The 24,003-nt window shown below is 48.1% G+C and carries 11 protein-coding genes; 8 read left to right on the plus strand and 3 right to left on the minus strand.

Annotation, left to right across the window (positions count from 1 at the left end):
- The first annotated feature begins 305 nt into the window (after window positions 1-305).
- The 5 genes from SAPGRDRAFT_RS14370 (at window position 306) to SAPGRDRAFT_RS14390 (ending at window position 8,013) form a co-directional block, all read left to right on the plus strand.
- On the plus strand, window positions 306-1,571 hold the full coding sequence (locus SAPGRDRAFT_RS14370; protein ID WP_002659977.1) for a sigma-54-dependent transcriptional regulator: 1,266 nt from the start codon (window positions 306-308) through the stop codon (window positions 1,569-1,571).
- Window positions 1,572-1,833: 262 nt separating this feature from the next.
- A complete protein-coding gene (gene tilS, locus SAPGRDRAFT_RS14375; protein WP_002659978.1) occupies window positions 1,834-3,168 on the plus strand; it encodes a tRNA lysidine(34) synthetase TilS in 1,335 nt (444 codons plus the stop codon).
- Between the two features lie 75 nt (window positions 3,169-3,243).
- Window positions 3,244-3,987: a tRNA pseudouridine(55) synthase TruB gene (gene truB / locus SAPGRDRAFT_RS14380; protein WP_002659979.1), complete on the plus strand. Its 744-nt coding sequence runs from the start codon at window positions 3,244-3,246 to the stop codon at window positions 3,985-3,987.
- A gap of 191 nt (window positions 3,988-4,178) precedes the next feature.
- Window positions 4,179-5,669, plus strand: a complete 1,491-nt coding sequence (locus SAPGRDRAFT_RS14385; protein WP_002659980.1) for a tetratricopeptide repeat protein — start codon at window positions 4,179-4,181, stop codon at window positions 5,667-5,669.
- 208 nt (window positions 5,670-5,877) lie between these two features.
- Entirely contained in the window at window positions 5,878-8,013 is a 2,136-nt protein-coding gene (locus SAPGRDRAFT_RS14390; protein WP_002659981.1) for a S46 family peptidase, read from the plus strand.
- A 323-nt stretch (window positions 8,014-8,336) separates the two neighbouring features.
- On the opposite strand, the gene SAPGRDRAFT_RS14395 is transcribed toward SAPGRDRAFT_RS14390, so the two are convergent.
- Window positions 8,337-10,742 carry an MG2 domain-containing protein gene (locus SAPGRDRAFT_RS14395; RefSeq protein ID WP_002659982.1) on the minus strand — a complete coding sequence of 802 codons (2,406 nt, stop codon included), beginning with the start codon at window positions 10,740-10,742 and terminating at the stop codon, window positions 8,337-8,339.
- 248 nt (window positions 10,743-10,990) lie between these two features.
- On the opposite strand from SAPGRDRAFT_RS14395, the gene SAPGRDRAFT_RS14400 reads away from it, so the two are divergent.
- The 3 genes from SAPGRDRAFT_RS14400 (at window position 10,991) to SAPGRDRAFT_RS14410 (ending at window position 14,453) form a co-directional block, all read left to right on the plus strand.
- The gene (locus tag SAPGRDRAFT_RS14400) at window positions 10,991-12,625 is read left to right on the plus strand and encodes an ABC-F family ATP-binding cassette domain-containing protein (RefSeq protein WP_002659983.1); all 1,635 of its coding nucleotides are present in this window, start codon (window positions 10,991-10,993) and stop codon (window positions 12,623-12,625) included.
- A 114-nt stretch (window positions 12,626-12,739) separates the two neighbouring features.
- Window positions 12,740-13,468, plus strand: a complete 729-nt coding sequence (locus tag SAPGRDRAFT_RS14405) for an FKBP-type peptidyl-prolyl cis-trans isomerase (RefSeq protein ID WP_071530175.1) — start codon at window positions 12,740-12,742, stop codon at window positions 13,466-13,468.
- 19 nt (window positions 13,469-13,487) lie between these two features.
- The gene (locus tag SAPGRDRAFT_RS14410) at window positions 13,488-14,453 is read left to right on the plus strand and encodes an FKBP-type peptidyl-prolyl cis-trans isomerase (protein WP_002659985.1); all 966 of its coding nucleotides are present in this window, start codon (window positions 13,488-13,490) and stop codon (window positions 14,451-14,453) included.
- A gap of 519 nt (window positions 14,454-14,972) precedes the next feature.
- Here the strand turns inward: SAPGRDRAFT_RS14410 and SAPGRDRAFT_RS23765 are convergent.
- Together SAPGRDRAFT_RS23765 and SAPGRDRAFT_RS14415 are read right to left on the minus strand one after the other, a co-directional pair.
- Window positions 14,973-15,098, minus strand: a complete 126-nt coding sequence (locus SAPGRDRAFT_RS23765; RefSeq protein WP_301280495.1) for a hypothetical protein — start codon at window positions 15,096-15,098, stop codon at window positions 14,973-14,975.
- Between the two features lie 271 nt (window positions 15,099-15,369).
- Complete coding sequence (locus SAPGRDRAFT_RS14415; protein WP_253271333.1) at window positions 15,370-23,958, minus strand: Ig-like domain-containing protein; 8,589 nt, start codon at window positions 23,956-23,958, stop codon at window positions 15,370-15,372.
- Window positions 23,959-24,003 lie beyond the last annotated feature (45 nt).

The raw sequence follows: 24,003 nt of genomic DNA on the forward strand, positions 1-24,003 counted from the left end.
CCCTTTGGTCGTCGAACTGCGCCCTAAAGGGCTTGTTGTCGCTTTGGGGCTCGCTGAGGTTTTGGGGCCTCCGCTGCGGCTTCGCCTTGCGGCGCTACGTTCCGCAGCTCGCTATTCGCTCGGCCCTGCGCGGGCTTCGCCCGCTGGGTCTGGCCTGACGGCCACTGCTGCACATCGCTAGGCCGTTTGGCCTTCGGCCAATTAAATACCCAGCGCTCTAACGCTCTTCTTCAATAAAACTGCCGCCCAATTTTAAAAATGACCTATAATCTTTATCTTAAGCCCCTATAAAAAGAGCAAACCCTATGGTGAAAATACTAATCATTGATGATGAAGAGAGTATCCGCAATGTATTGCGCGATATTCTAGAAATGGAAGACTACAAGGTAGATGAGGCCAAAGATGGTATCAATGCCCTCTCCAAACTCAAAAAAGGGGGCTATGATGCAGCTATCTGCGATATTAAAATGCCCAAAATGGACGGTATGGAGGTCCTCGAAAGAGTCCAAATCCTCCAACCCGACCTACCCGTAATTATGATCTCAGGCCATGGCGATATCGATACCGCCGTCGAGACCGTCAAAAAAGGCGCTTTTGATTATATCTCTAAACCCCCAGATCTCAACCGCCTGCTCATTACAATCCGCAATGCCCTCGATAAATCTTCTTTGGTAAGCGAAACTAAGGTCCTCAAAAGAAGAATCAAAAAGAGTAAGACCCAAGAAATTATTGGTAAGTCAGATGGGGTGCAACGCATTAAGGACACCATAGACCGAGTAGCCCCCACCGATGCCCGAGTCTTGGTTACCGGTCCAAACGGAACCGGTAAAGAACTAGTGGCCCGCTGGATGCACGAAAAAAGTAATCGCTCCGATAAACCTATCGTAGAGGTAAATTGTGCAGCTATTCCCTCCGAACTCATTGAAAGCGAATTGTTTGGCCACGAAAAAGGCGCCTTTACTTCTGCCGTAAAACAACGGATCGGCAAGTTTGAACAGGCCAATGGCGGGACCCTCTTCTTAGACGAAATTGGCGATATGAGCCTCTCGGCCCAAGCTAAGGTCCTCCGAGCCCTACAAGAAAACCGCATCACTCGAGTAGGTGGCGATAAGGAGATCAAAGTAGATGTAAGAGTGGTGGCCGCTACCAATAAAGATTTGCGAGAGGAAATCAATGCAGGCCGCTTCCGTGAAGATTTATACCACCGCTTGGCCGTGATTATTATTCAGGTCCCTTCTCTCAACCAACGAAAGGAAGATATTCCCTTGTTGGTCGAGCATTTTGTAGAAGCCATCTGCCAAGATTATGGCCGCCCCGCCAAAAAAGTGGAGGCCGATGCCCTGGCCCTTTTGCAAGAAATGGATTGGACCGGAAATATCCGAGAGCTACGCAATGTCATTGAACGACTCATCATTTTGAGCGAAAAGAGCATCAAAAAAGCCGATGTAGAGCAGTTTGTCGCACCCTCAATGCATAAGTTTCACCCTCTTCGCCAGTTGTTTAAGGAACATAAGGACCTCCAAAGCCTGCAAAAGGAGGTAGAGGCCGAATGGCATAAGTTTAAAGCCTAATTTTGGTCCTCAAAAAAAGCTCTTTCTCTACGGAAAGAGCTTTTTTTATCGCTCCTACAGGCGGCTTTAGCCGCCGCCAAGGCGCGCAGCGCCTAAGGCTTAGGGATGGAAAGTGGTGCGGCAAAGCCGCAGACCCAGGCGCTGCAAGCGCCGCAGGGCCGAGCAGACCTGCGAGCCACTGCACAGCCCGACCCGCCCGCAGGGCGGGGAAGCCCCAAAAAAAAATCCGATTAGCAAATACCTTATAATTGCCTTTTTGTTTATGTCTTTAGCCCAGCACCTTCAAGAGGAAATTGCAGCCCAATCACTTTTTGAGATAGGAGAGGACCGCCTCGTTTTGGGCATCAGCGGGGGCCTAGATTCTATGGTTTTGGCCCATTTACTAATGAGTTGGGCGCAGCCGCAAGTTTGGGTGCATTTTAATTATCAGTTGCGAGCAACCGCCCAGGAAGAAGCCGATTTTTTGGCCCAATTGGCCCAAGAAAAAGACATCCCTTTCTATACTAAAACCTATGATTTGGGCCAGGAATTGGCCCAGCAGGGCGGCAATTTGCAAGCTCGGGCCAGGAGCCTGCGCTATCAGTATTTTGAGGAAGTTCGGCAGCAAGTTGGGGCCAAATACATCCTGACCGCCCATCATTTAGATGATTTATTAGAGACTTTTTTCTTGCAGCAGCTAAGAGGCGGAGGCCTGGGCAGTATGCAGGGAATTTTGCCCAAAGATGAGCAACGAAAGCTCTGCCGCCCGCTTTTATCTGCCCCAAAATCGGCCCTAAAAAGCTATGCTTTGGCCCAAAATATAGTCTGGAAAGAAGACCAATCTAATCAGGAAGTCAAGTACAAGCGGAATTTTCTGCGAAATCGGGTTTTGCCCGAAATCCAGCGGGCTTATCCAAATTATAAGGAGCGTTTGGCCCAAAATATTGGCCTTTTGCGAGAGGAAAACCGCTTTATCCAAAAGGAGATGCAGGCTTATCGGCAGCGCTTGCTAGCCCCTGGAAAAAATGGGGAACTGGCCCGTTTGAGCTGGAAAAACTTAGCCCAATGCTCGGAGCCCGCGCTTTTTCTACAATATTGGTTGCGGCCTTTGGGCTTTGCCCCCAAGCAGATTCAGAATATTTGGAGCAAGCGGCAGCAGCAGGCGGGCGGCCTGCATTTGGCGCCCAATTATCGCTTGCAAGAAATGGCCTGGGGCCTAGTTTTGGGCCCCGCCGAGCAGCCGCCTTTGGCCGCTTTGGCCCTGCCAATTCCCGAAATGGGCCAAGAAATTCGGCTAGAGCTAGGCCAGGGGCAAACTTTAGGGCTCTATTGGGCGCAAAAAGGGGAGGGCCTATTGCCTGAGCAGCTCACTAAGGGGCTTTTTCTGCGCCAACAGCAGGCCGGCGACCGTTTTCGGCCCTTGGGTATGGGCGGCCAAAGCAAAAAGCTCAGTAAATATTATAAAGATGAGGGGCTGAGTCAATTTGAGCGGGAGGCCCAGTATGTATTGGCCCAAGACAAAGCAATTTTGGCCGTTTTGGGCCGTCGTTTGGGGCAGCAATTCAAGCAGGCCGATGGGCCAAACCGCCTTTGCCTAGAACTACTCAAAAAGGCCTAGGCCCTAGCAAAACTGCTCAAAAAAGCCTAGCTTTGCCCAGCTAGGGCCAGCGCTTTGGGCCCCCTTCTTTCTTCGATGACCATCAAAATAAATACCTTGGAAGTACTCAATCAAACTGCGCCCTACGATTTTCAGGCGGGCGCCCTCCTTTTAGTCGATAAACCTTTGGAATGGACCTCTTTTGATGTGGTCAATAAAATTCGCTATGCCCTTTGCCGCAGTTTGGGCGTCAAGAAAATTAAGGTGGGGCATGCCGGCACCTTAGACCCCTTGGCCACGGGCTTGTTGCTCATTTGCACGGGCAAATATACCAAGAAAATAGATGGTTTGCAGGGCATGCCCAAAAGCTATACGGGCCAGCTCAAGTTGGGGGCCACAACGCCCTCCTATGATGCCGAATCTGAAGAGACAGAGCAGCAATCTATTGCGGGCATTGATGCGGCGGCTTTGGAGCAGGCCAGACAGCAGTTTTTGGGCCCTATTGCCCAATATCCGCCCATGTTTTCGGCGGTGAAAATTAAGGGACAAGCCCTCTATAAATTGGCCAGAAAGGGCAAGGAAGTAGAGCGCAAGGCCCGAAATGTCGAGATTTTTGACTTTCAACTGACCCATACCGACTTGCCTTTGGTCGATTTTGAGGTAGCTTGTAGCAAAGGGACTTACATTCGCTCTTTGGCCTATGATTTTGGTCGAGCCCTAGATAATGCCGCCTATTTGACGGCCCTTCGGCGGACCAAAATTGGGGATTATAGCATAGAATCGGCTTGGTCCTTGCCTGCTTTGATTGAGCATATTGAAAGTGTTAAGCAGCAGGATTAGTTTTTTTTGGGGGCTGCCCCTGCGGCCTACGGCCTTGGGTCGGGCTGTGGCGCAGCTCGCTGTTCGCTCGGCCCTGCAGCGCTTTCAGCGCTTTGGTCTGGCCCTGCGGGCCACTGCTATCCATCCCTCAGCCAGTCGCTTCGCTCCTCTAGACCAGCCACTCATTTCCCCATAAAAAAAAGCAAACTATCATGATCAGAACCGCTCTTTTATTTATCATTTTTTTGCTTCCCTATGGTTTAGCTGCCCAACTTTTGCGAGATGGGCGAGACAGTCTGGCCATTCGGCAGGCGGCGGCTTTTCCGGAGGTAAATGCCAGCATTATCTTGAGTTACAACCGCTCTATGTTAGAGCCAGAGTTGCCGCCAGAGGCGGTAGCTCCAGAGCGCAGTTTAGAAGAATTGATTTTGGCCTATGAGGACCCTAAATTGGAGAACGACATTGATTTATTGATCGACATTTATCAGAGTTATTATGATTTGGGCCAGCCAGAGAAGGGCTTTCCCTATTTGCAAAAGGCCTACAACTATGCGGTAGAGCTCTATGAGGCCAACCCCTCCAACATAGAAGTGTTAGAAGACATTAGTTATATGATGTTGACCGTAGGGAACCTCGAGAGTTTGCCCACCTTATGGGAGGCTTTTTGTCAGCGGCAGCCCAAATTAGCGCGGGCCAGGGCCCAATTGGCCCTCTATCAGTTGCAGACCTTTCAGTTAGAGAAGGCCGAGCGGCAGTTGGATACGGCCTATCAGTTGGATCCTCGAGATCCTAATATTTATGTAACGGCCTTATTGTTTACCACTTATCGGGCCATGCAGCAACTGCCAGCAGAGCTGGAGAATAGTGGGGGAGAAGAGCTGGCTAAATTTGAGTTGGACCTTCGTTTTTTGGAGCGGGCGCAGCGGGAAAATCCGCAGGTTTTGCGGATTAACTTGGCCTTAAAGACGGCCCAATTGACGGCTTTATTTTATAAAGTCTTTTTTATGGAGCTCGATCAGTTTGGCGCAAAAAAGCCTTTTCAGTTAAGGGCCAAGGGGGAGCAGCTAGCGGCCTTAAAGGCCTTAGAGCAAGACTACCTAAAGATGTTGAAAACAGCGCCAGAAAATCCCTTTTTGATTCATAAATCATTGGTCCTATTATACATCTTGAAAGGCGAGCTTGCTTTGGCGGAGGAGGCCCTAGGCAAGGCCGAGGCCATTAACGCCTTTGATGCGGACCTCTACAAAATGATGGGCTTTGCTTATTTGCCGGAGCAGAAATACCATAAAGCGGTACCTTATTATGAGCGGGCCACGGCCATTGCGCCAGAATTTGAGGAACTCTTTGCCCTAGCGCGCTTATATTTTGAGAACTACGACTATGAAAAGAGTGAAAAAGTGTTGGTCCAACTCTTACAAACGGCTCCCGATAACTACGAACTGATAGAGGGATTGGCCGCCATTTATTTGCGTCAGGACCAATATGCCAAGGCGAGGGGACAGCTCAAGCGTTTTGCGCAATTGTATACAGAAGACCTTAACTTAGGGCAAAACAAAGACTATCAATTTTATCAGTTTTTGGCCAACTTTGCGCTAAGTCCCAAAGCTGAAGCGGCCCAAGAAAAGCGGCTAAAGGCTTGGGCGGAGGACCAAAATAGCAGATTTAGAGAAGCAGCCAAGCAACTATTAAAGCAATTCTTTTAGTCTGTTGAAATTATGCAGTGTACAGGGCCGTTAGGCCCGCAGGCTGAGGGATGGAAAGTGGGGCGGCGAAGCCGCAGACCCAAGTTTTTGAGCGTAGCGAAAAAACTGCAGGGCCGAGCAGACCTGCGAGCCACGACACAGCCCGACCCGCCCGCAGGGCGGGGCAGCCCCAAAACAGCAGAAACATTATCTAACTTAAAAATAACTAATGAAAAAATTATTAGCATTTGTAGTCGCCTTATTGCTCTTTATGCCTATGAGTTGGGCGGGAGAGGGCATGTGGATTCCGGCCTTGATAGACATGTTCTACTCGGATATGAAGACCTATGGATTAAAGCTCAAGCCCTCGCAGATTTACTCGACCAACAAATCGAGTTTGAAGGATGCGATTGTTCAGTTTGATGGGGGCTGTACGGCAGAATTGGTCTCTAAACAGGGATTATTATTGACCAACCACCACTGTGGATTTGATGCCATTCAGCAGCATTCTTCTTTAGAGAACGACTATCTAAAGCATGGATTTTGGGCTAAAAATCGTTCGGAAGAACTGGCTTGTCCTTGGATGCATGTCACCTTTGTCAAAGAGATGCGGGAGGTTACTTTTGATGTATTGAAAGGGACCACAGAGGCCATGACCGAAGAAGAAAAGGCGGTAAAAGTTTCGGCTAATATTAAGGCTTTGGAAGCGGCTGCGGGGGCAGAAAAGGGCTACAAGGCCAAAATTAAGCCTTTTCATAAGGGGAACGTTTATTATATGTTGATTACCCAAGACTACAACGACATTCGTTTAGTGGGGGCGCCTCCTTCGGCCATTGGAAAATATGGAGGGGATACCGACAACTGGGTATGGCCTCGTCATACGGGGGATTTTTCTGTATTTCGGATTTATTCGGATGAGGACAATGCGCCGGCGGATTACAGTGAGGCCAATCGTCCCTACAAGCCTGCTCATTTTTTGCCCATTAGCATGAAAGACAAAAAAGAGGGGGACTTTACGATGGTCTATGGTTTTCCGGGTCGTACTGACCAGCATTATTCTTCGGCCAAATTGGGCTTTTACATGCAGCAGGAGCGTCCAGCGAGAATCAAGATGAGAGAGAGCAGTTTGGGCATCATCAAGCCTGCTATGAACAACTCTGATGAAATTCGCATCAAGTATGCTTCTAAGCAGGCTTCTATAGCCAATGCTTGGAAAAAATGGATTGGTCAGTTGGGGGGATTGCGTGACCTCAAGGCCTTGGACAAAAAGGCGCATTGGGAGAAAAAGTACAACACTAGAGCGCAGATCAAGGAAGAATGGACCGAAGAGTTTGGGACCGTTTTAGAGGACTTGGCCAAATTGCAGGAAGAGAATCAGAAATATGAATTTGCCAGAGCCTTATTTATTGAGTACTTCTTTGTTGGGCCAGAATTTTTGCGTTTTAGCTACGGCTTTAATAACTTGGCCAACCGCTACGAAGAACTAGAGGCTGCGGGCAAGCTAGAGGCAGAAATTGCTCGCTTGAAAGAGGCGAATACCGCTTTTTTCAAGAACTACGACTTGGGCATTGACCAAAAGATTTATGAGCAACTCACGCCCCTCTATGTCAACTATATGGACAACAGCCTTTTGCCCGATGATTTTGCAGAAGCTTGGGCGGCTATTGGAAAGGCTATTTTTACGGGCTCTAAGTTGCTTCAGGAAAAGAAAGTAGCGGCTATTTTGGAGAACTTTGATGCCAAAGCGGCGGCTGAATTGGCCAAAGATCCTGCTTTGCAGCTGGCGGCTAGTCTGTACAGCAACTACTTGCAGAAAGTGGCGCCTAGCTATGGGGCTTTTCAGGCTCAGGAAGAGGAGCTGATGGAAACCTATGTAAAAGGCGCCTTGACGATGTTTCCCAAGCAGCGCCATTGGTCAGATGCCAACTCTACCTTGCGGATTGCCTACGGTAAACTAGAGGGTTCTGCCCCGCATGATGGCATGGCTTATTTGCCCTATACCACCATTGATGGTGTGATGCAAAAGTATCAGAAAGACCATCCTGATTTTGATTTGCCGCAGCGTTTTATGGATCTCTATGAGGCCAAAGATTTTGGCCCTTATACCCAGGATGGGGAGCTTTGGGTTTGTTTTACGGCCTCAAATCATACTACAGGAGGAAACTCGGGTAGCCCTGTCATTGATGCCAAAGGCCGTTTGATGGGCATCAACTTTGACCGCAGTTGGGAGAGCACCATGAGCGATTTCATGTTTGATGAGTCCCGCTGTCGCAACATTGCGGTAGATATTCGCTATGTGCTTTGGGTCATTGATCGTTATGGTCAGGCCAGTTGGTTGATTGACGAGATGAAGTTGGTCAAATAGTCTGGAAAAGACGTACATCATAGAAAGCCGTTAGTTCTGAGAGGAGCTAGCGGCTTTTACATTTTAATGGGTATTATTTTTTGGGGCTGCCCCTTCCGCTAGGTTAAAACCCAGCGCAAAGCGGTATCGCTTTGCGAAGCTACACAAAATGAGGGTTGAAACCCTCATGAATTATCGGGCGGGTCGGGCTGTCCCGGGCTCGCAGGTCTGCTCGGCCCTGCGGGCTCCACTTCGTTCCGCCCTTGGTCGGGCCTGCGGCCCCCCTCCCCATCCCTCAGCCAAATGAGCATTCGTTGCTTAGAAGCGGCTTAGGGGAAGTTTGGCTAAAGCTGCTGCTCCCAGTAAATTAACTCACCATTTTTGCCGATACCTTCTATGATTAAACGATATTTTTCTGGGCTTTTGGGGTAAGGGATATCTAGCTGTCCTAGTTCGTTGGTCTCAATTTTAGCTTGCCAAAGGATGGTTTTATTGTTTTCTGGATAAAAGGGACGAGAAGGAAATACATTAGGGCTCCCATGCTGTGCATTAAGCCATTTTAATCCAGAAGATGGGATATGAAAACGCAAATAAGGTTGAGATTCACGGTATTTGGAATTCGTTTCGTAATAGTAGGCTTTTCCTTCTGCTCTGTAGAAGGCCGCATAATTAGATGCTTCTCCAACTTCTCCTAAGAAGGCTGGGCGTCTTTCAATGCCTTCTTCCACGCTAATCGAACCATTATAGCTAATAGGATCATTGAGGTTTGGAGGACAAGACTCAATTTCTGCTTTAGTATAAGCAGCGTAGAGGTAGCGTATGCGTGGTTCCGAATTAACTTCTGATTTAGATTCTAGCCCCAAGCCTTCATAGGAGACTGTTAGTTGGAGGCTATCATCTGCAGCTAAGCAAATATTATTAAAGAATAGATCTTCATGCTCTCTTCCTCTAATGTGTAAATCATAGCGCCCTGGGACTAAAGAATCTAGCTTAAAGGTCCCATCCCAACTAGTTTGAATGGTCTTACATTCATTTTCTCTATAGAGATCTATAAACAGATAGTACATAGGCTCTCCTTTATAATCGAGAACCTTTGCACTTAGTTGATTTGATAGGCCTGCATTTTTTGTAATTGTTTTACTGTAATGAGGGCAGGGCGGACGGTAATAAATCTTTTTAGAAAGCCGGTAGCCATAATGATGAATTTTTACGATGAGGTCTTCCTGAAATTCATCCTCTTCCCAATAGATTTCGCCTTGAGCATTTGTTTTTATTTTTTGGAGGAGTTTTGTTCCACTACTATCATAAATAGCAACTTTTTTGTGGGCCAGCGGAAGTTTGCGCCAAAATAGTAGGGCTCTTAATTGCCCGCCTACCTCTGCCGGATAACTAAGTTTAATCTTTGCTTGAGCAGGCTGAAGTGGATGCAGCGCTGCCCAGCTCTGGCTAAGCAGTAAATTATCCAGAGCACTATCTGCTTTTGGGTTGGCCTTATTTAGATAAAAACCAGCTTGCTCAATTGGAATACTTAAAGGTATAGATAGTAAGCTGTAGGATAAAAGATGTTCGTCATCTCGAGGCCTTTTTTCCTCTTCTATGGTTAGAGCAAATGATAGTTGTGCTTGCAGTGGTCGATTATCGGCATCTTTTAGTTGGAGCCTTAAGAGCGAACTATCCTTTTTGTAGTCGAGCTTTTTATGGACTAAATACTGTACCTCTTCTTGCTGCAGAAAAAATATCCTTTGTAGGAGTTTAGGGCCTTTTACTTTACGAAGACTTAATTGAGCCAAGCCTTTTTGGCCGTCTTTTAAGGGGATATCGTATTGTTGATTCCCCTTTTTTAGTTCTAGCTTTTTCTGTAGTAGCAACCCTTCAGCCTGCTCTATAAGTAGTTCTACAGGCCTTTGCTTAGTACTAAAGATGTTAATGCTTAAAACTTGATTTTCTTGCTTTAAGTAGCTCAAATGTAGCCCTTTGTTTCTAATTTTAGGCAGGGGGTATTCTTCTTCTATAGGGCTTAGGACCTTAAGCGTATAAGTTTCATTTTGCTGCGGACTAAATACTAAGCTTCCAATTCCCGCATGATAAGTTTCATATTGGGTTAGGACCTCCTTTTTCTGGTTGAGCAGGACTGCTTTAATAGCTATACTATGGCCTTTTTTATCTACCGTTTTTATTGCTAAGCGGTTAGTACAGTTTGCAAGTAAGTAGCCCCCTTCTGGGTGAAACTGCAGTTGAATTTTCTCTTGTTTTTCTCTTTGACTGCTAATAGCTTGCTCTGATGAAGGACCTAAAGACTTTATTTTTAGCTCTTTTTTGAAGAAGAGGGCTGTACCAAAGTTTTTTTGCCATTGGCTATACAATTGAAGTTGATAACCGCCTATTGCTGCCGCTTCAGCTAGCTGAAAATAACCTCTAGCCATTCTATCAACTACCTCTAAACGATATTCTTCCTTTACAGCCCCATCTGGACCAATAAGTTGAGCGTAAATATATTGAGACGGAGGCGCCAGCCCTTTTTGAGCCCCAAATAAATAGGCCGTAAACCAAATAGTTTCTCCAGGACTATAAATTGTCCTGTCTGTTTGAGCATAGATATATTCTAAGCTAGAAAGTTTTTCTTTCTTCGTCCTCAGCTGTTTTTGCCATGGAGTTTGTGCATGTAAATGGTAAAAGGGAGCAAATAAGGATAAACAAACTAATAGTCTAACTAAACTCGTCTCAATTTGTCTTTTGAATAGAAAAGGCATACTTACGTTTAAAATGAAGGGAATAAGTTCTCTACTAAGAGATGGAGCATTAGCTATTTTTGGTGCTCCAGCTTTAGCCCTAAAAAGAACCAATAAAAGGACTAAGCAGAGCTAAATAGCCCTCAAAACAATAACTTCCCTCCCAAAACTGCTAAATTCAATTGGATATCAGGAAATCCAATGATAAATCAGTAACTTTGCGGCCAACTAAGTGAAATCATTTGAACACCGCCACAAACCAACCATAAATGCTAACTGTCAGCAATCTTTCTATGCGTTTCGGTAAACGCATCCTTTTTGATGAGGTGAATGTTGTTTTTTCTACCGGCAATTGCTACGGCGTTATTGGGGCCAATGGAGCAGGAAAATCAACCTTCCTGAAAATTTTATCCGGAGAGCTAGATGCCACCACCGGGCAAATTTCTCTAGAACCCGGTACACGAATGTCTGTGCTTAAACAGGACCATTTCGCCTATGATGAATTTGCCGTTTTAGATACGGTCATGATGGGCCACAAAAAGTTGTACGATACCAAAGTAGAGCTAGACCAAATTTATCTCAAGCCCGACTTTAGCGAGGCCGACGGTATGCGCGCCGGAGAACTAAGCGCCAATTTTGAAGAAATGGGCGGCTGGTCTGCAGAAAGCGATGCAGCCGAACTCCTAAGCAATTTGGGCGTAGCCGAAGAACTACACCATAAGCCCATGAAAGAACTCAATACCAGCCAAAAAGTGCGGGTATTATTGGCCCAAGCCCTTTATGGTAATCCCGATGTGTTGATTCTCGATGAGCCAACCAACGACTTGGATGCAGAAACAATCATGTGGCTGGAGGATTTCTTAGCTGACTTTAGAAATACAGTTATTGTGGTTTCTCACGACCGTCACTTCCTCGATGCCGTCTGTACACATATCGCCGATGTAGACCGTATGCGAATCAATCTACATACCGGTAACTATACCTTCTGGTATGAGTCTAGCCAGTTGGCCGCTCGCCAAATGGCCGATAAGAATAAAAAGACAGAACAAAAACGCAAGGAACTCACCGAGTTTATCCAGCGCTTTTCAGCCAATGCCTCTAAGGCCAAACAGGCTACTTCTCGGAAAAAGGCTTTGGAGAAACTCAACCTAGACGAAATTAAGCCTTCTACTCGCCGCTATCCCGGTATTATCTTTAAGCAAAACCGTGAGGTAGGTGACCAAATCCTAGAGGTGCGCGACCTTAAGATGAGCCTAGGCGGAGAGGTCCTTTTTGATAAGGTCAACTTTACCGTCCAAAGAAACCAAAAAATTGCCTTTTTGTCCAAAAATAGCTTGGCCGTCTCTAAGTTCTTAGAGTGCTTGGCTGGAGAGCAGAACCTCAAAGTCGATTCGGGCAGCATTAACTGGGGCGTTACCGTAACCCCCTCTTATTTGCCCAACGAAAATAATCACTACTTTGATGTAGACCTCAATCTAGTAGATTGGTTGCGCCAATATTCTGAAGAAAAAGACGAAACCTTTATCCGTGGCTTCCTTGGCCGTATGCTCTTCTCTGGAGAAGAAACGCAAAAGTCAGCTAAGGTCCTTTCTGGAGGAGAAAAAGTGCGTTGTTTGCTCTCGCGCCTCATGCTAGAAGAAGGAAATGCCCTGGTTTTGGATGAACCCACCTCTCACCTTGATCTAGAATCAATCACAAAGCTCAATGAGTCTTTGGTGGAGTTCCCCGGCTATATCTTCTTTACTTCTTCAGATCATCAGTTTATGCAAACTATTGCCACTAGAATTATTGAAATTACCCCCAACGGAATTATCGATAAGCTGATGCCTTATGATGATTATCTCCGCGATCCTAGCGTTAAGGAACAGCGAGCACTACTATATGGCCAAGAAGTTAAGGCCTAAATCATAACTTTCACTATGCTAAGGCTCGTTTTGCTCCTTTCCGGACAGACGAGCCTTCTGTTTTATGGCCTTTAGGGCCATCCCTACAGCAGCAGCATACAATCCTATCTTTATATGAAATTATCTATGAATGCCTCTTCTTGGGGCACCGCTCTTTTGCTCCTCTTCCTCATGTTGAGCATGACTCCCGAGGCCTCGGCCCAAAGACGCAAGAAAAAGCGTAGAAAAAAACAAAAAACAGTACAGGTAGATAGCCTGGGCCTTAGCTATAATTATGGCCTTTTGGTGGGCGCTAGCATTGCTATGCAAGGCATCCCCAAAGACTCTTTGTCTGCAGAAGAAATTGCCGCAGGTATCATGAAGGCCCTAGAAGCTGAATTAGATCCCGAAATGATGGACCAAGCCCAAGAACGCTTTATGGCCCGCATGGAGGCCGTACAAGCCGCTCAAGCAGAAGCCAAACTGGCCGAGGAAAAAACTTGGTTTGCAGACAATGCCAAAAATAAAAAGAATATTATTACCCTAGAGTCAGGTATTCAATATGAAGTCTTAACAGCTGGCGAAGGCGAAAAACCCACCGCAGAAAGTAGCGTGACTACTCACTATCATGGTATGCTTACCAATGGAACGGTCTTCGATAGCTCTGTAGATCGCGGCCAACCCGCTACTTTTCCCGTCGGTGGCGTGATCCAAGGCTGGCAGGAGATTCTCCAACTGATGCCCACAGGATCTAAATGGAAGGTGTATATCCCCTCTGCTTTGGGCTATGGTAGCCAAGCCGTAGGCAATATCCCCCCTAATTCTATCCTGATTTTCGAAATTGAGTTGCTTTCTATCAACTAAAATAATAATCCTAAATAAAATGAAAAAACAGTTTTTAGTACTGGCTCTAGCAGCTGGTTTGGGCCTTGTTGGCTGTACAGAAGATAAACAAAAAGCCGGCGCCGCAGAACTAGGCGAAAACCTAGAGCAAATGGAAGAAAAAGCCGCTACCGATGCCCCCGCTCTTGCCGGCAATTTGGGCGAGGCCTTTGGCGTATATATCGCTAGCGACCTCATGAATGGCGCAGGCATTACTGCCGATGTCTTGAATGTTGCTGAGTTTACAGCAAATTTCCAAAAAGCCATGAAAGGAGAGGAGCCTTTCCAAATGCAAACAGTTGGTCCAAAAATCCAACAATATATGGGAGGCTGTGCCGCCGCCAAGCAATCTGGAAACCCTATGCCCCAAGCCCCCGAGAATTTCTCGCCTGAGTTTGGATTTATGGTGGGCTTTAATGTAAAATCACAAGGAATGCTCGATGGCAATAGCTTTGACTTTGAGGGCTTCAATAAGGGCTTTGCCTCTGTTTTTGAAGGCGCGCCTAGCATGACCGGCGAAAATGCTCAGCAGATTATCAATACAGCCTACCAAAAGATGCAGGCCGAAGTGGCCCAAAAGGTAAAGGCCGAGGAAAAGGTGTTTTTTGAAAAAAATGCCAAGGAAAATGATAAGATCATTAGCCTGCCTTCTGGCATCCAGTATGAAGTGCTCACAGAGGGCAAAGGACCAAAACCCGCTATTACGGATAAGGTGCGCACACACTACCACGGTACTTTGCTAGACGGTTCTGTTTTTGACAGCTCTGTAGACCGTGGCCAACCCGCCGAATTTCCCATCCAGGGCGTAATTAAGGGCTGGCAAGAGGTTTTGCCCATGATGGGCACTGGCGCCAAATGGAGAGTCTATATTCCCTCTGGCTTGGCCTATGGCCCCCAAGGCCGCCCAAAAATTCCCGCCAACTCTATTTTGGTCTTCGAAATTGAGCTTTTGGATATTGTGAAGTAAGTAGTTTGAAACTACTGTTTATCAACTGCTGTAACATTTTTGTTGCAGCAGTTTTTTTTGGGGCCTCCGCAGCAAAGCTGCGGCGCTACGTTTCAGGGCTCGCAGGTCTGCTCGGCCCTTCGCCAGCGAAGCTGGCTCGGTCTGGCCTGACGGCCACCCTTGCACATCGCTAGGCCGTTTGGCCTTCGGCCATAGGGCGGCTTAAAAATGGCTATCGCCTCCTTCGAGGGGGGCATTCCCCTAAGTCTCGTTAGCAAACAAGGGCTTTAGCCCGCTAGTTTGCATAGGTCCGCAACCCTGGGCTTCAGCCCAGGGCCCTAGACAATAAGAAGCTGCCTAGGGGCTTGTCCCTAGGCGACTATTGGCCAAATCCTAAGCAGCTAAAGGCCCAATTTTTATTCTAATACACAAAATCCTGAATAGTCCCTATTCCATTTAGAGGACGCTATTCTGCAACTGCAAAACGGCATATTCCATTTAGAGGACGCTATTCTGCAACTGCAAAACGGCATATTCCATTTAGAGGACGCTATTCTGCAACTGCAAAACGGCATATTCCATTTGGAGGACGCTATTCTGCAACTGCAAAACGGCATATTCCATTTGGAGGACGCTATTCTGCAACTGCAAAACGGCATATTCCATTTGGAGGACGCTATTCGGAATTTGCGAAAACGTACATCAAGACTTTGATGGACTGCTCCAAAAAATCGTCCTACAGGCCCGAAGGGCCGCAGGCCTAGCGATGCGGCGGGGTGGCCGTCAGGCCAGACCAAGGCGGCAAAGCCGCCGCAGGGCCGAGCAGACCTGCGAGCCCCAAAGCGTAGCGCCCGCAGCTTGCTGCGGGAGGCCCCAAAAACAAAAAAGCCCATCCGCAAATAGCGAACAGGCTTTTTCAAATTATAGAACAGCTAGCTTATGGTTTTTGTAGCTTTTGGCCCAAGAGCTGCCCCTTAGGCGTTTGTAATTGTAGGAAATAGAGCCCAGAAGGCCAGTTGGCAGGAAGCTGAAGCTGAGTATTCGAGAAGCCTTCAGGGAGGTCTAGCTGGCGATCAAGCAATAAGCGCCCGGCAAAATCAAAAATCTGTAAGCGAGCATCTGGGGCCGCATTGGGCAGCTCCAACTCTAGATTTAGGACCTCCTGAAGCGGGTTCGGATAAATCCGATATTGTCCATCAGTTAGCGCAATAGGAGTTGTTCCCGTGGGTTGATTACTCACCTCGATGAGAATAGAACCCGAAACGCCAGAGCCATCTTGAGCAGAAGCCACGACCAAGACCTGGCCATTGCCTCTAGCGGTAAGGAGGCCAGATTGGTCAATGGTTCCCACCGAAGTATTGGAGACCGACCAACTCACATTTTGATTATCGGCATTAGTTGGAGAAACCACTGCAAAGAGCTGTAAAGTCCCGTTGGGCAAGTTAATCTCCGTATTTCCGCCAGCAGAAAGCACCTGAATAGAAGAGACCAGAATCTGTCCCTGTCCGCCTTGGTTGCTAATCGTAATCTGTTTGCTTCCCGAAACGCCCGAGCCATCAGTAGCCGTAGCAGTTACCGTAACTACGCCATTGGTTAGTGCTTGTAGCACGCCCGTAGCATTGATGCTGGCAATACTGCTATTGGATACCGACCAGTTGACGTTTTGGTTATTGGCACTAGTTGGAAGGATTGTGGCGATCATCTGTAAACTTCCGGCATTGCTAGTAATATGATCTATTCCCGATTGAGAATTGACCAAAATCGTTTGCACCATCACCGACTGATTATTGACCGTAATAATGGTGGAGCCAAAGACATTAGAGCCATCGGTAGCGGTGGCCGTTACGGTCACCAAACCATTACTTACCGCTGTCAATAAACCAGTATTAGGATCAATTGTGGCTATTGTAGGATCATTTACCGACCAAACTACGGTAGGGTTCGAGGCATTGCTAGGCGTTACCGTAGCCAGCATTTGTAAGTTGCCATTGAGGGTGGTAATCGAGGATTGTCCGCCTTGGCCCTGTACGCTAATAGCCGTCACATAAATGGGATCAATTGTAATCGTGATACAGTCTGTTACGCCAGAGCCATCAGTAGCTGTGGCACAAACCTCTACCGTACCGGGGCTGCCCGCCATCAAGACCCCGGTGCTGGGGTTGATGGTTGCTGTTCCCGTTTGGTTGGTGACCGTCCAGTTGACGGAGGGGGTCGAGGCATTGGAGGGCGTTAGCGTAGCGATCATTTGCAGACTGGCATTGGCTTGAACGCTAGTGGCGCCGCCTTGGCCTTGGACAGCAATGCTGCTGACCAAAATGGGATCGATGGTAATCATGATACAGTCTGTTATGCCCGAGCCATCATTGGCGCTGGCACAAACCTCTACGGTACCAGGACTAGCCGCAGTCAAAACGCCCGTACTGGGGTTAATTGTTGCTGATCCTGTTTGGTTATTGACCGACCAGCTCACACTATTGTTTGTTGCATTGGCGGGATTAACCGTGGCCAGCATTTGCAAACTGGCATTGGCTGGAACGCTAGTGGCGCCGCCCTGCCCTTGTACAGAAATGCTAGAGACCAAAATGGCATTGATTGTAATAATGGTACAACCCACTACGCCCGAGCCATCATTGGCGGTGGCGCAAACTTCTACCGTTCCTGGGTTTCCAGCAATGAGCTGTCCTGTTGTGGGGTTGATGGTCGCTGTTCCTGTTTGGTTATTGACCGACCAACTCACGCTAGGGTTTGTAGCATTGGCGGGACTCACCGTAGCCTGCATCTGCAAGCTTGCCCCCGAATTGATGCTGTTAGTTCCTCCCTGTCCCTGTACACTAATCGCCGTAACGGGAATAAAGGTATTTGTAATTGTAATAACAATACAATCCGAAACGCCCGAGCCATCAGTAGCTGTAGCACAAACCTCTACGGTTCCTGCCGAGCTAGGACTCAATACACCAGAAGCACTAATACTTGCGGAGCCCGTCTGATTATTGACCGACCAGCTAACATTTGGATTCGAGGCATTGCTTGGACTAACGGTCGCAATCATTTGTAGGCTAGAAGCGGTAGAAACTGTAGTGGCTCCCCCTTGGCCTTGCACCGTAATGCTAGAGACCAAAATGGGATCAATGGTAATCACAATACAGTCAGAAACGCCCGAGCCATCATTGGCGGTAGCACAAACCTCTACCGTACCGGGATTGCCAGCGGTCAAAACGCCTGTACTAGGGTTAATCGTGGCTGTTCCTGTTTGGTTATTTACGGACCAACTAACCGAGTTATTGGAGGCATTGGCTGGGCCAACCGTAGCCAATATCTGCAAACTAGCCGAAGCGGTAACGTTAGTAGCTCCCCCTTGGCCTTGCACCGTAATGCTAGAGACCAAAATGGGATCAATCGTAATGATGATGCAATCAGAAACGCCCGAGCCATCATTGGCGCTAGCACAAACTTCTACCGTACCGGGGTTACCAGCGGTTAAAACGCCTGTACTAGGGTTAATGGTAGCTGTTCCTGTTTGGTTATTCACCGACCAACTGACCGAGTTATTCGAGGCATTGCTTGGGCTAACCGTAGCTAGCATTTGCAAGTTGCCTGCAGCAAGGAGGTTCGTTTGTCCCCCTTGTCCTTGCACAGCAATGCTAGAGACGAAAACGGTATTTGTTGTTACCGTAATAATAATACAGTCAGAAATTCCAGAGCCATCAGTAGCTGTTGCGCAAACTTCTACTGTACCAGGAGTTCCTCCGGTTAAAAGTCCAGCACTATTGATCGTTGCGCTTCCTGTTTGGTTCGTCACGCTCCAGTTTACTGTTGTATTAGAGGCATTGCTTGGACTAACCGTGGCCAACATCTGCAAACTAGCCGAAGCGGTGACGCTAGTGCCCCCCCCTTGTCCTTGCACCGTAATGCTAGACACTAAAATAGGATCAACCGTAATAACAATACAATCCGAAACGCCAGAGCCATCATTGGCGGTGGCGCAAACTTCTACCGTACCGGGATTACCTGCGGTCAAAACGCCTGTACTGGGGTTAATTGTCGCCGTTCCTGTTTGGTTATTTACGGACCAACTAACCGAGTTATTGGAGGCATTGCTTGGACTAAGCGTGGCCAACATCTGTAAGTTAGAAGAAGAAGCAACATTAGTAGCTCCTCCTTGTCCTTGCACGCTAATGCTGCTGACCAAAATGGGGGCAATCGTAATCGTCACACAATCCGAAATGCCCGAGCCATCATTGGCGGTAGCACAAACCTGAACCGTACCTGGATTTCCTGCGCTCAAGAGGCCAGCACTGTTAATTGTCGCAGTACCTGTTCCGTTGATTAGGGACCAACTGACCGAAGGATTAGAAGCATTGGCTGGGCTAACCGTCGCCAACATCTGTAAGCTGGCATTGGCTTGTACATTTGTAGCTCCTCCTTGGCCTTGCACAGCAATACTACTAACCAAAATGGGGTCAATGGTAATAATAATACAATCCGAAACGCCAGAGCCATCATTGGCGGTGGCGCAAACTTCTACCGTACCGGGATTACCTGCCGTCAAAACACCTGTACTAGGGTTAATCGTGGCCGTTCCTGTCTGGTTATTTACGGACCAACTAACCGAGTTATTTGAGGCATTGCTTGGACTAACCGTCGCCAACATCTGTAAGTTAGAAGAAGAAGCAACATTAGTAGCTCCCCCTTGGCCTTGCACCGCAATACTGCTGACCAAAATGGGGTCAATCGTAATAATCGTACATCCCGAAACGCCAGAACCATCATTGGCCGTGGCACAGACTTCTACGGTACCTTCAGCGGTAGCGCTTAAGAGGCCTGTTAGGGGATCAATACTAGCTGTTCCCGTTTGGTTATTGACCGACCAACTTACGCTATTATTGGTTGCATTAGCGGGGTTAACCGTTGCTACCATCTGTAGGTTATTTCCTAAAGTAAGGTTGCTTTGTCCCCCTTGGCCTTGTACACTAATACTGCTTACGGCCACTACTGCCGTCAAAACAGTAATTGTTGTGCAGCCTGAAATGCCAGAACCATCTGTGGCCGTGGCGCAAACTTCTACAGTTCCCGCACTGCCTGCTGTAAGTAGACCCGTATTAGGGTCAATTGTGGCGCTACCTGTCTGATTTGTTACCGACCAAACTACCGTCTGATTGGAAGCATTGGCAGGACTGACGGTAGCCACCATCTGTAGGTTGGCCCCTGTCTGTACATTGCTATTTCCTCCTTGCCCCTGTACGCTAATTGCACTGACAAGGATAGTTGTTGTGTTAATCGTAATTACTGTACAGCCAGATACAGCAGAGCCATCTGTGGCCGTGGCACAAACTTCTACAGTTCCTGCCGTAGTTGCAGATAGCAGCCCTGTATTGGGATCAATGTTGGCAGTACCTGTCTGATTGTTTACCGACCATACCACCGTCTGATTGGAAGCATTGGCGGGACTGATGGCAGCCACCATCTGAAGATTAGAGCCAGCTTGTATGCTGTTCGCTCCGCCCTGTCCCTGCACACTAATGCTGCTGACCAAAATGGGGTCAATCGTAATCGTTACACAATCCGAAATACCCGAGCCATCATTGGCGGTAGCACAAACCTGCACCGTTCCTGGGTTTCCGCCAGTCAATAGGCCTGAGCCGTTAATGCTGGCGGTTCCTGTGCCGTTGGTTACAGACCAACTAACCGAAGGATTAGAAGCATTGGCAGGACCAACTGTGGCCAACATCTGTAGGCTAGCAGAAGAGGAAACATTAGTCGCTCCGCCTTGCCCCTGCACGCTAATACTGCTGACCAAAATGGGGTCAATCGTAATCGTCACACAATCCGAAATACCCGAGCCATCATTGGCGGTAGCACAAACCTGCACCGTTCCTGGGTTTCCGCCAGTCAGTAGACCAGAGCCGTTAATGGTGGCGGTTCCCGTTCCGTTGGTTACGGACCAGCTAACGGATGGATTAGAGGCATTGGCTGGACCAACCGTGGCCAACATCTGTAGGCTGGCAGAAGAGGAAACGGCTGTTGCTCCGCCTTGTCCCTGCACGCTAATACTGCTGACCAAAATGGGGTCAATCGTAATCGTCACACAATCCGAAATACCCGAGCCATCATTAGCCGTAGCACAAACCTGAACTGTTCCTGGGTTTCCTCCAGTCAATAGACCTGAGCCGTTAATGCTGGCGGTTCCAGTTCCGTTGACTACAGACCAGCTAACCGATGGATTAGAGGCATTGGCTGGACCAACCGTGGCCAACATCTGTAAGCTAGCAGAAGAGGACACATTAGTCGCTCCTCCCTGGCCCTGCACGCTAATACTGCTGACCAAAATGGGATCAATCGTAATCGTCACACAATCCGAAATACCCGAGCCATCATTGGCGGTAGCACAAACCTGAACCGTTCCTGGGTTTCCGCCAGTCAATAGACCTGAGCCGTTAATGGTAGCGGTTCCCGTTCCGTTCGTTACAGACCAGCTAACCGATGGATTAGAGGCATTGGCTGGACCAACCGTGGCCAACATCTGTAAGCTAGCAGAAGAGGACACATTAGTCGCTCCTCCTTGTCCCTGCACGCTAATGCTAGAGACCAAAATGGGATCAATCGTAATCGTCACACAATCCGAAATGCCAGAGCCATCATTGGCGGTAGCACAAACTTGAACTGTTCCTGGGTTTCCGCCAGTCAATAGACCAGAGCCGTTAATGCTGGCGGTTCCTGTGCTGTTTGTTACGGACCAACTAACCGATGGATTAGAGGCATTGGCAGGACCGACCGTAGCCAATATTTGTAATGTAGAAGAAGATTGAACAGTACTCAGTCCTCCCTGTCCCTGCACGCTAATGCTAGAGACCAAAATGGGATCAATCGTAATCGTCACACAATCCGAAATGCCCGAGCCATCATTGGCCGTAGCACAAACTTGAACCGTTCCAGGGTTTCCGCCAGTCAATAGACCAGCACCGTTAATGGTGGCGGTTCCTGTGCCGTTGGTTACGGACCAGCTAACCGATGGATTAGAAGCATTGGCTGGACCAACCGTGGCCAACATCTGTAAGCTAGCAGAAGAGGAAACAGCTGTTACTCCTCCTTGTCCCTGCACGCTAATACTGCTGACCAAAATGGGGTCAATCGTAATCGTCATACAATCCGAAACGCCCGATCCATCATTGGCCGTAGCACAAACTTGAACCGTACCTGGGTTTCCGCCAGTCAATAGACCAGCACCGTTAATGGTGGCGCTTCCCGTTCCGTTCGTTACAGACCAACTAACCGAAGGATTAGAAGCATTGGCAGGACTGACCGTAGCCAATATTTGTAATGTAGAAGAAGATTGAACAGTACTCAGTCCTCCCTGTCCCTGCACGCTAATGCTAGAGACCAAAATGGGATCAATCGTAATCGTCACACAATCCGAAATACCCGAGCCATCATTGGCCGTAGCACAAACCTGCACCGTTCCTGGGTTTCCGCCAGTCAATAGACCAGAACCGTTAATGCTGGCGGTTCCCGTTCCGTTGGTTACGGACCAACTAACCGATGGATTAGAAGCATTGGCTGGACCAACCGTGGCCAATATTTGTAATGTAGAAGAAGATTGAACAGTACTCAGTCCTCCCTGGCCCTGCACGCTAATACTGCTGACCAAAATAGGGTCAATCGTAATCGTCACACAATCCAAAATACCCGAGCCATCATTGGCGGTAGCACAAACCTGCACCGTTCCAGGGTTTCCGCCAGTCAATAGACCAGCACCGTTAATGGTGGCGGTTCCTGTGCCGTTGGTTACGGACCAGCTAACCGATGGATTAGAAGCATTGGCTGGACCAACCGTAGCTAATATTTGTAATGTAGAAGAAGATTGAACAGTACTCACTCCTCCCTGGCCCTGCACGCTAATACTGCTGACCAAAATGGGATCAATCGTAATCGTCACACAATCCGAAATACCCGAGCCATCATTGGCGGTAGCACAAACTTGAACCGTTCCTGGGTTTCCGCCAGTCAATAAACCAGAGCTGTTAATACTAGCCGTTCCTGTTCCGTTAATTACGGACCAACTGACGGATGGGGTAGAGGCATTGGCTGGGCTAACCGTGGCCAACATCTGTAAGCTAGCAGTAGCTTGTACATTCGTTTGCCCACTCTGCCCTTGTACTGATATACTAGAGACCAAAATCGGATCTACAGTAATGACCGTACAGCCCACTACGCCAGAACCATCATTGGCCGTGGCACAAACTTCTACCGTGCCGGGACTTCCAGCCGATAGCATTCCCGTACTCGGATTGATGGTGGCAGAACCCGTTTGGTTATTCACCGACCAACTTAGGCCTGTATTTGTGGCATTGCTCGGACTAACCGTGGCAACCATCTGTAAACTAGAGGAGGCCTGCACATTACTGGCCCCGCCTTGTCCTTGTACCGATATACTAGACACTAGCAAAGGGTCTACCGTAATATTGGCCGTGGCCGAGTTGCCCGAACCATCATTGGCCGTGGCCGTGACCTGAACCGTTCCCGGATTTCCTCCTGTCAATACTCCAGAGGTATTTATCGTAGCGGTTCCCGTTCCATTGATGACGCCCCAACTTACTGTGGTATCTGTGGCATCGGTCGGTAAAACATAAGTGGTCATTTGTAGGTTTTGGGTAGAAATTACAGAGCTTGCCCCGCCTTGTCCCCCAATCTGAATACTACTGACGGGCTTAAATTGCCCTGAAATGACAATATCTTCAAAACCAGATACGCCCGAGCCATCATTGGCCGTGGCAAATACCCGAACGGTACCATTACTCACCGCCTGCAACAAACCTGTCGTCGAGTTAATCGTAGCAATACTGTTGTTGTTGGTCGTCCAGTTTTTAGTGGTATCTGTGGCGTTTGTAGGTGTGGTCGTCGCCAGCATCTGAAGGGTCCCGTTTGGCGTGCTAATCGTATTTTGCCCGCCTTGCCCATAGACCAGAATCTGATTGACCAAAACCTGCCCTGTCGCCCCCGCAATAATGGCGGTGTCAGGCGTTTGTTCCCAGCCAAAATCCTTAATCGTTACCGTGTTGGCAGCAGAGGGTACATCTAACCGAACCCAGGCATAATGCGTGCTCCCCGAGTTTCGTATAAACCGAAAGCCCACATACAAATCATTAAATGGTGGTGCGGCCCAAGGAAAAAGCGCCTGAATACAAGCGGAACAAAAAAAAGTAGAACCCGCCGTATAGGTCCCCGAACTCGGCCCAATTACATCCCCAGCCGCCAATTTTCGGATGTTTGGCCCAGATAATTGTAAGGTGGCCGTCTGACTTACGCCCGAATTTAATGCCGGCCGAGTAAAGGTGATAAAGGTACTCCCACTCATGTTAACCGAGATGTTAATCTCATTATCCCCATCCGAGGTTAAATCAAAAGTGGCCGATTGCCCCACCGTTAAGGTCTGATCCGGAACATCCAAATAGGCAATCTGCGCTTCTAGACCCCAACTCAGGGACAATAGAAGGTAAAGGGTGAAAAAGTAAGCTATTTTTCTATGCATGCTGTAGTAAATTAGGGGGAGATGAATAATAGTTGGCCAGTTGCA

It is taken from the genome of Saprospira grandis DSM 2844 (genome assembly GCF_000275825.1).
Classification (GTDB): Bacteria; Bacteroidota; Bacteroidia; order Chitinophagales; family Saprospiraceae; genus Saprospira; species Saprospira grandis_A.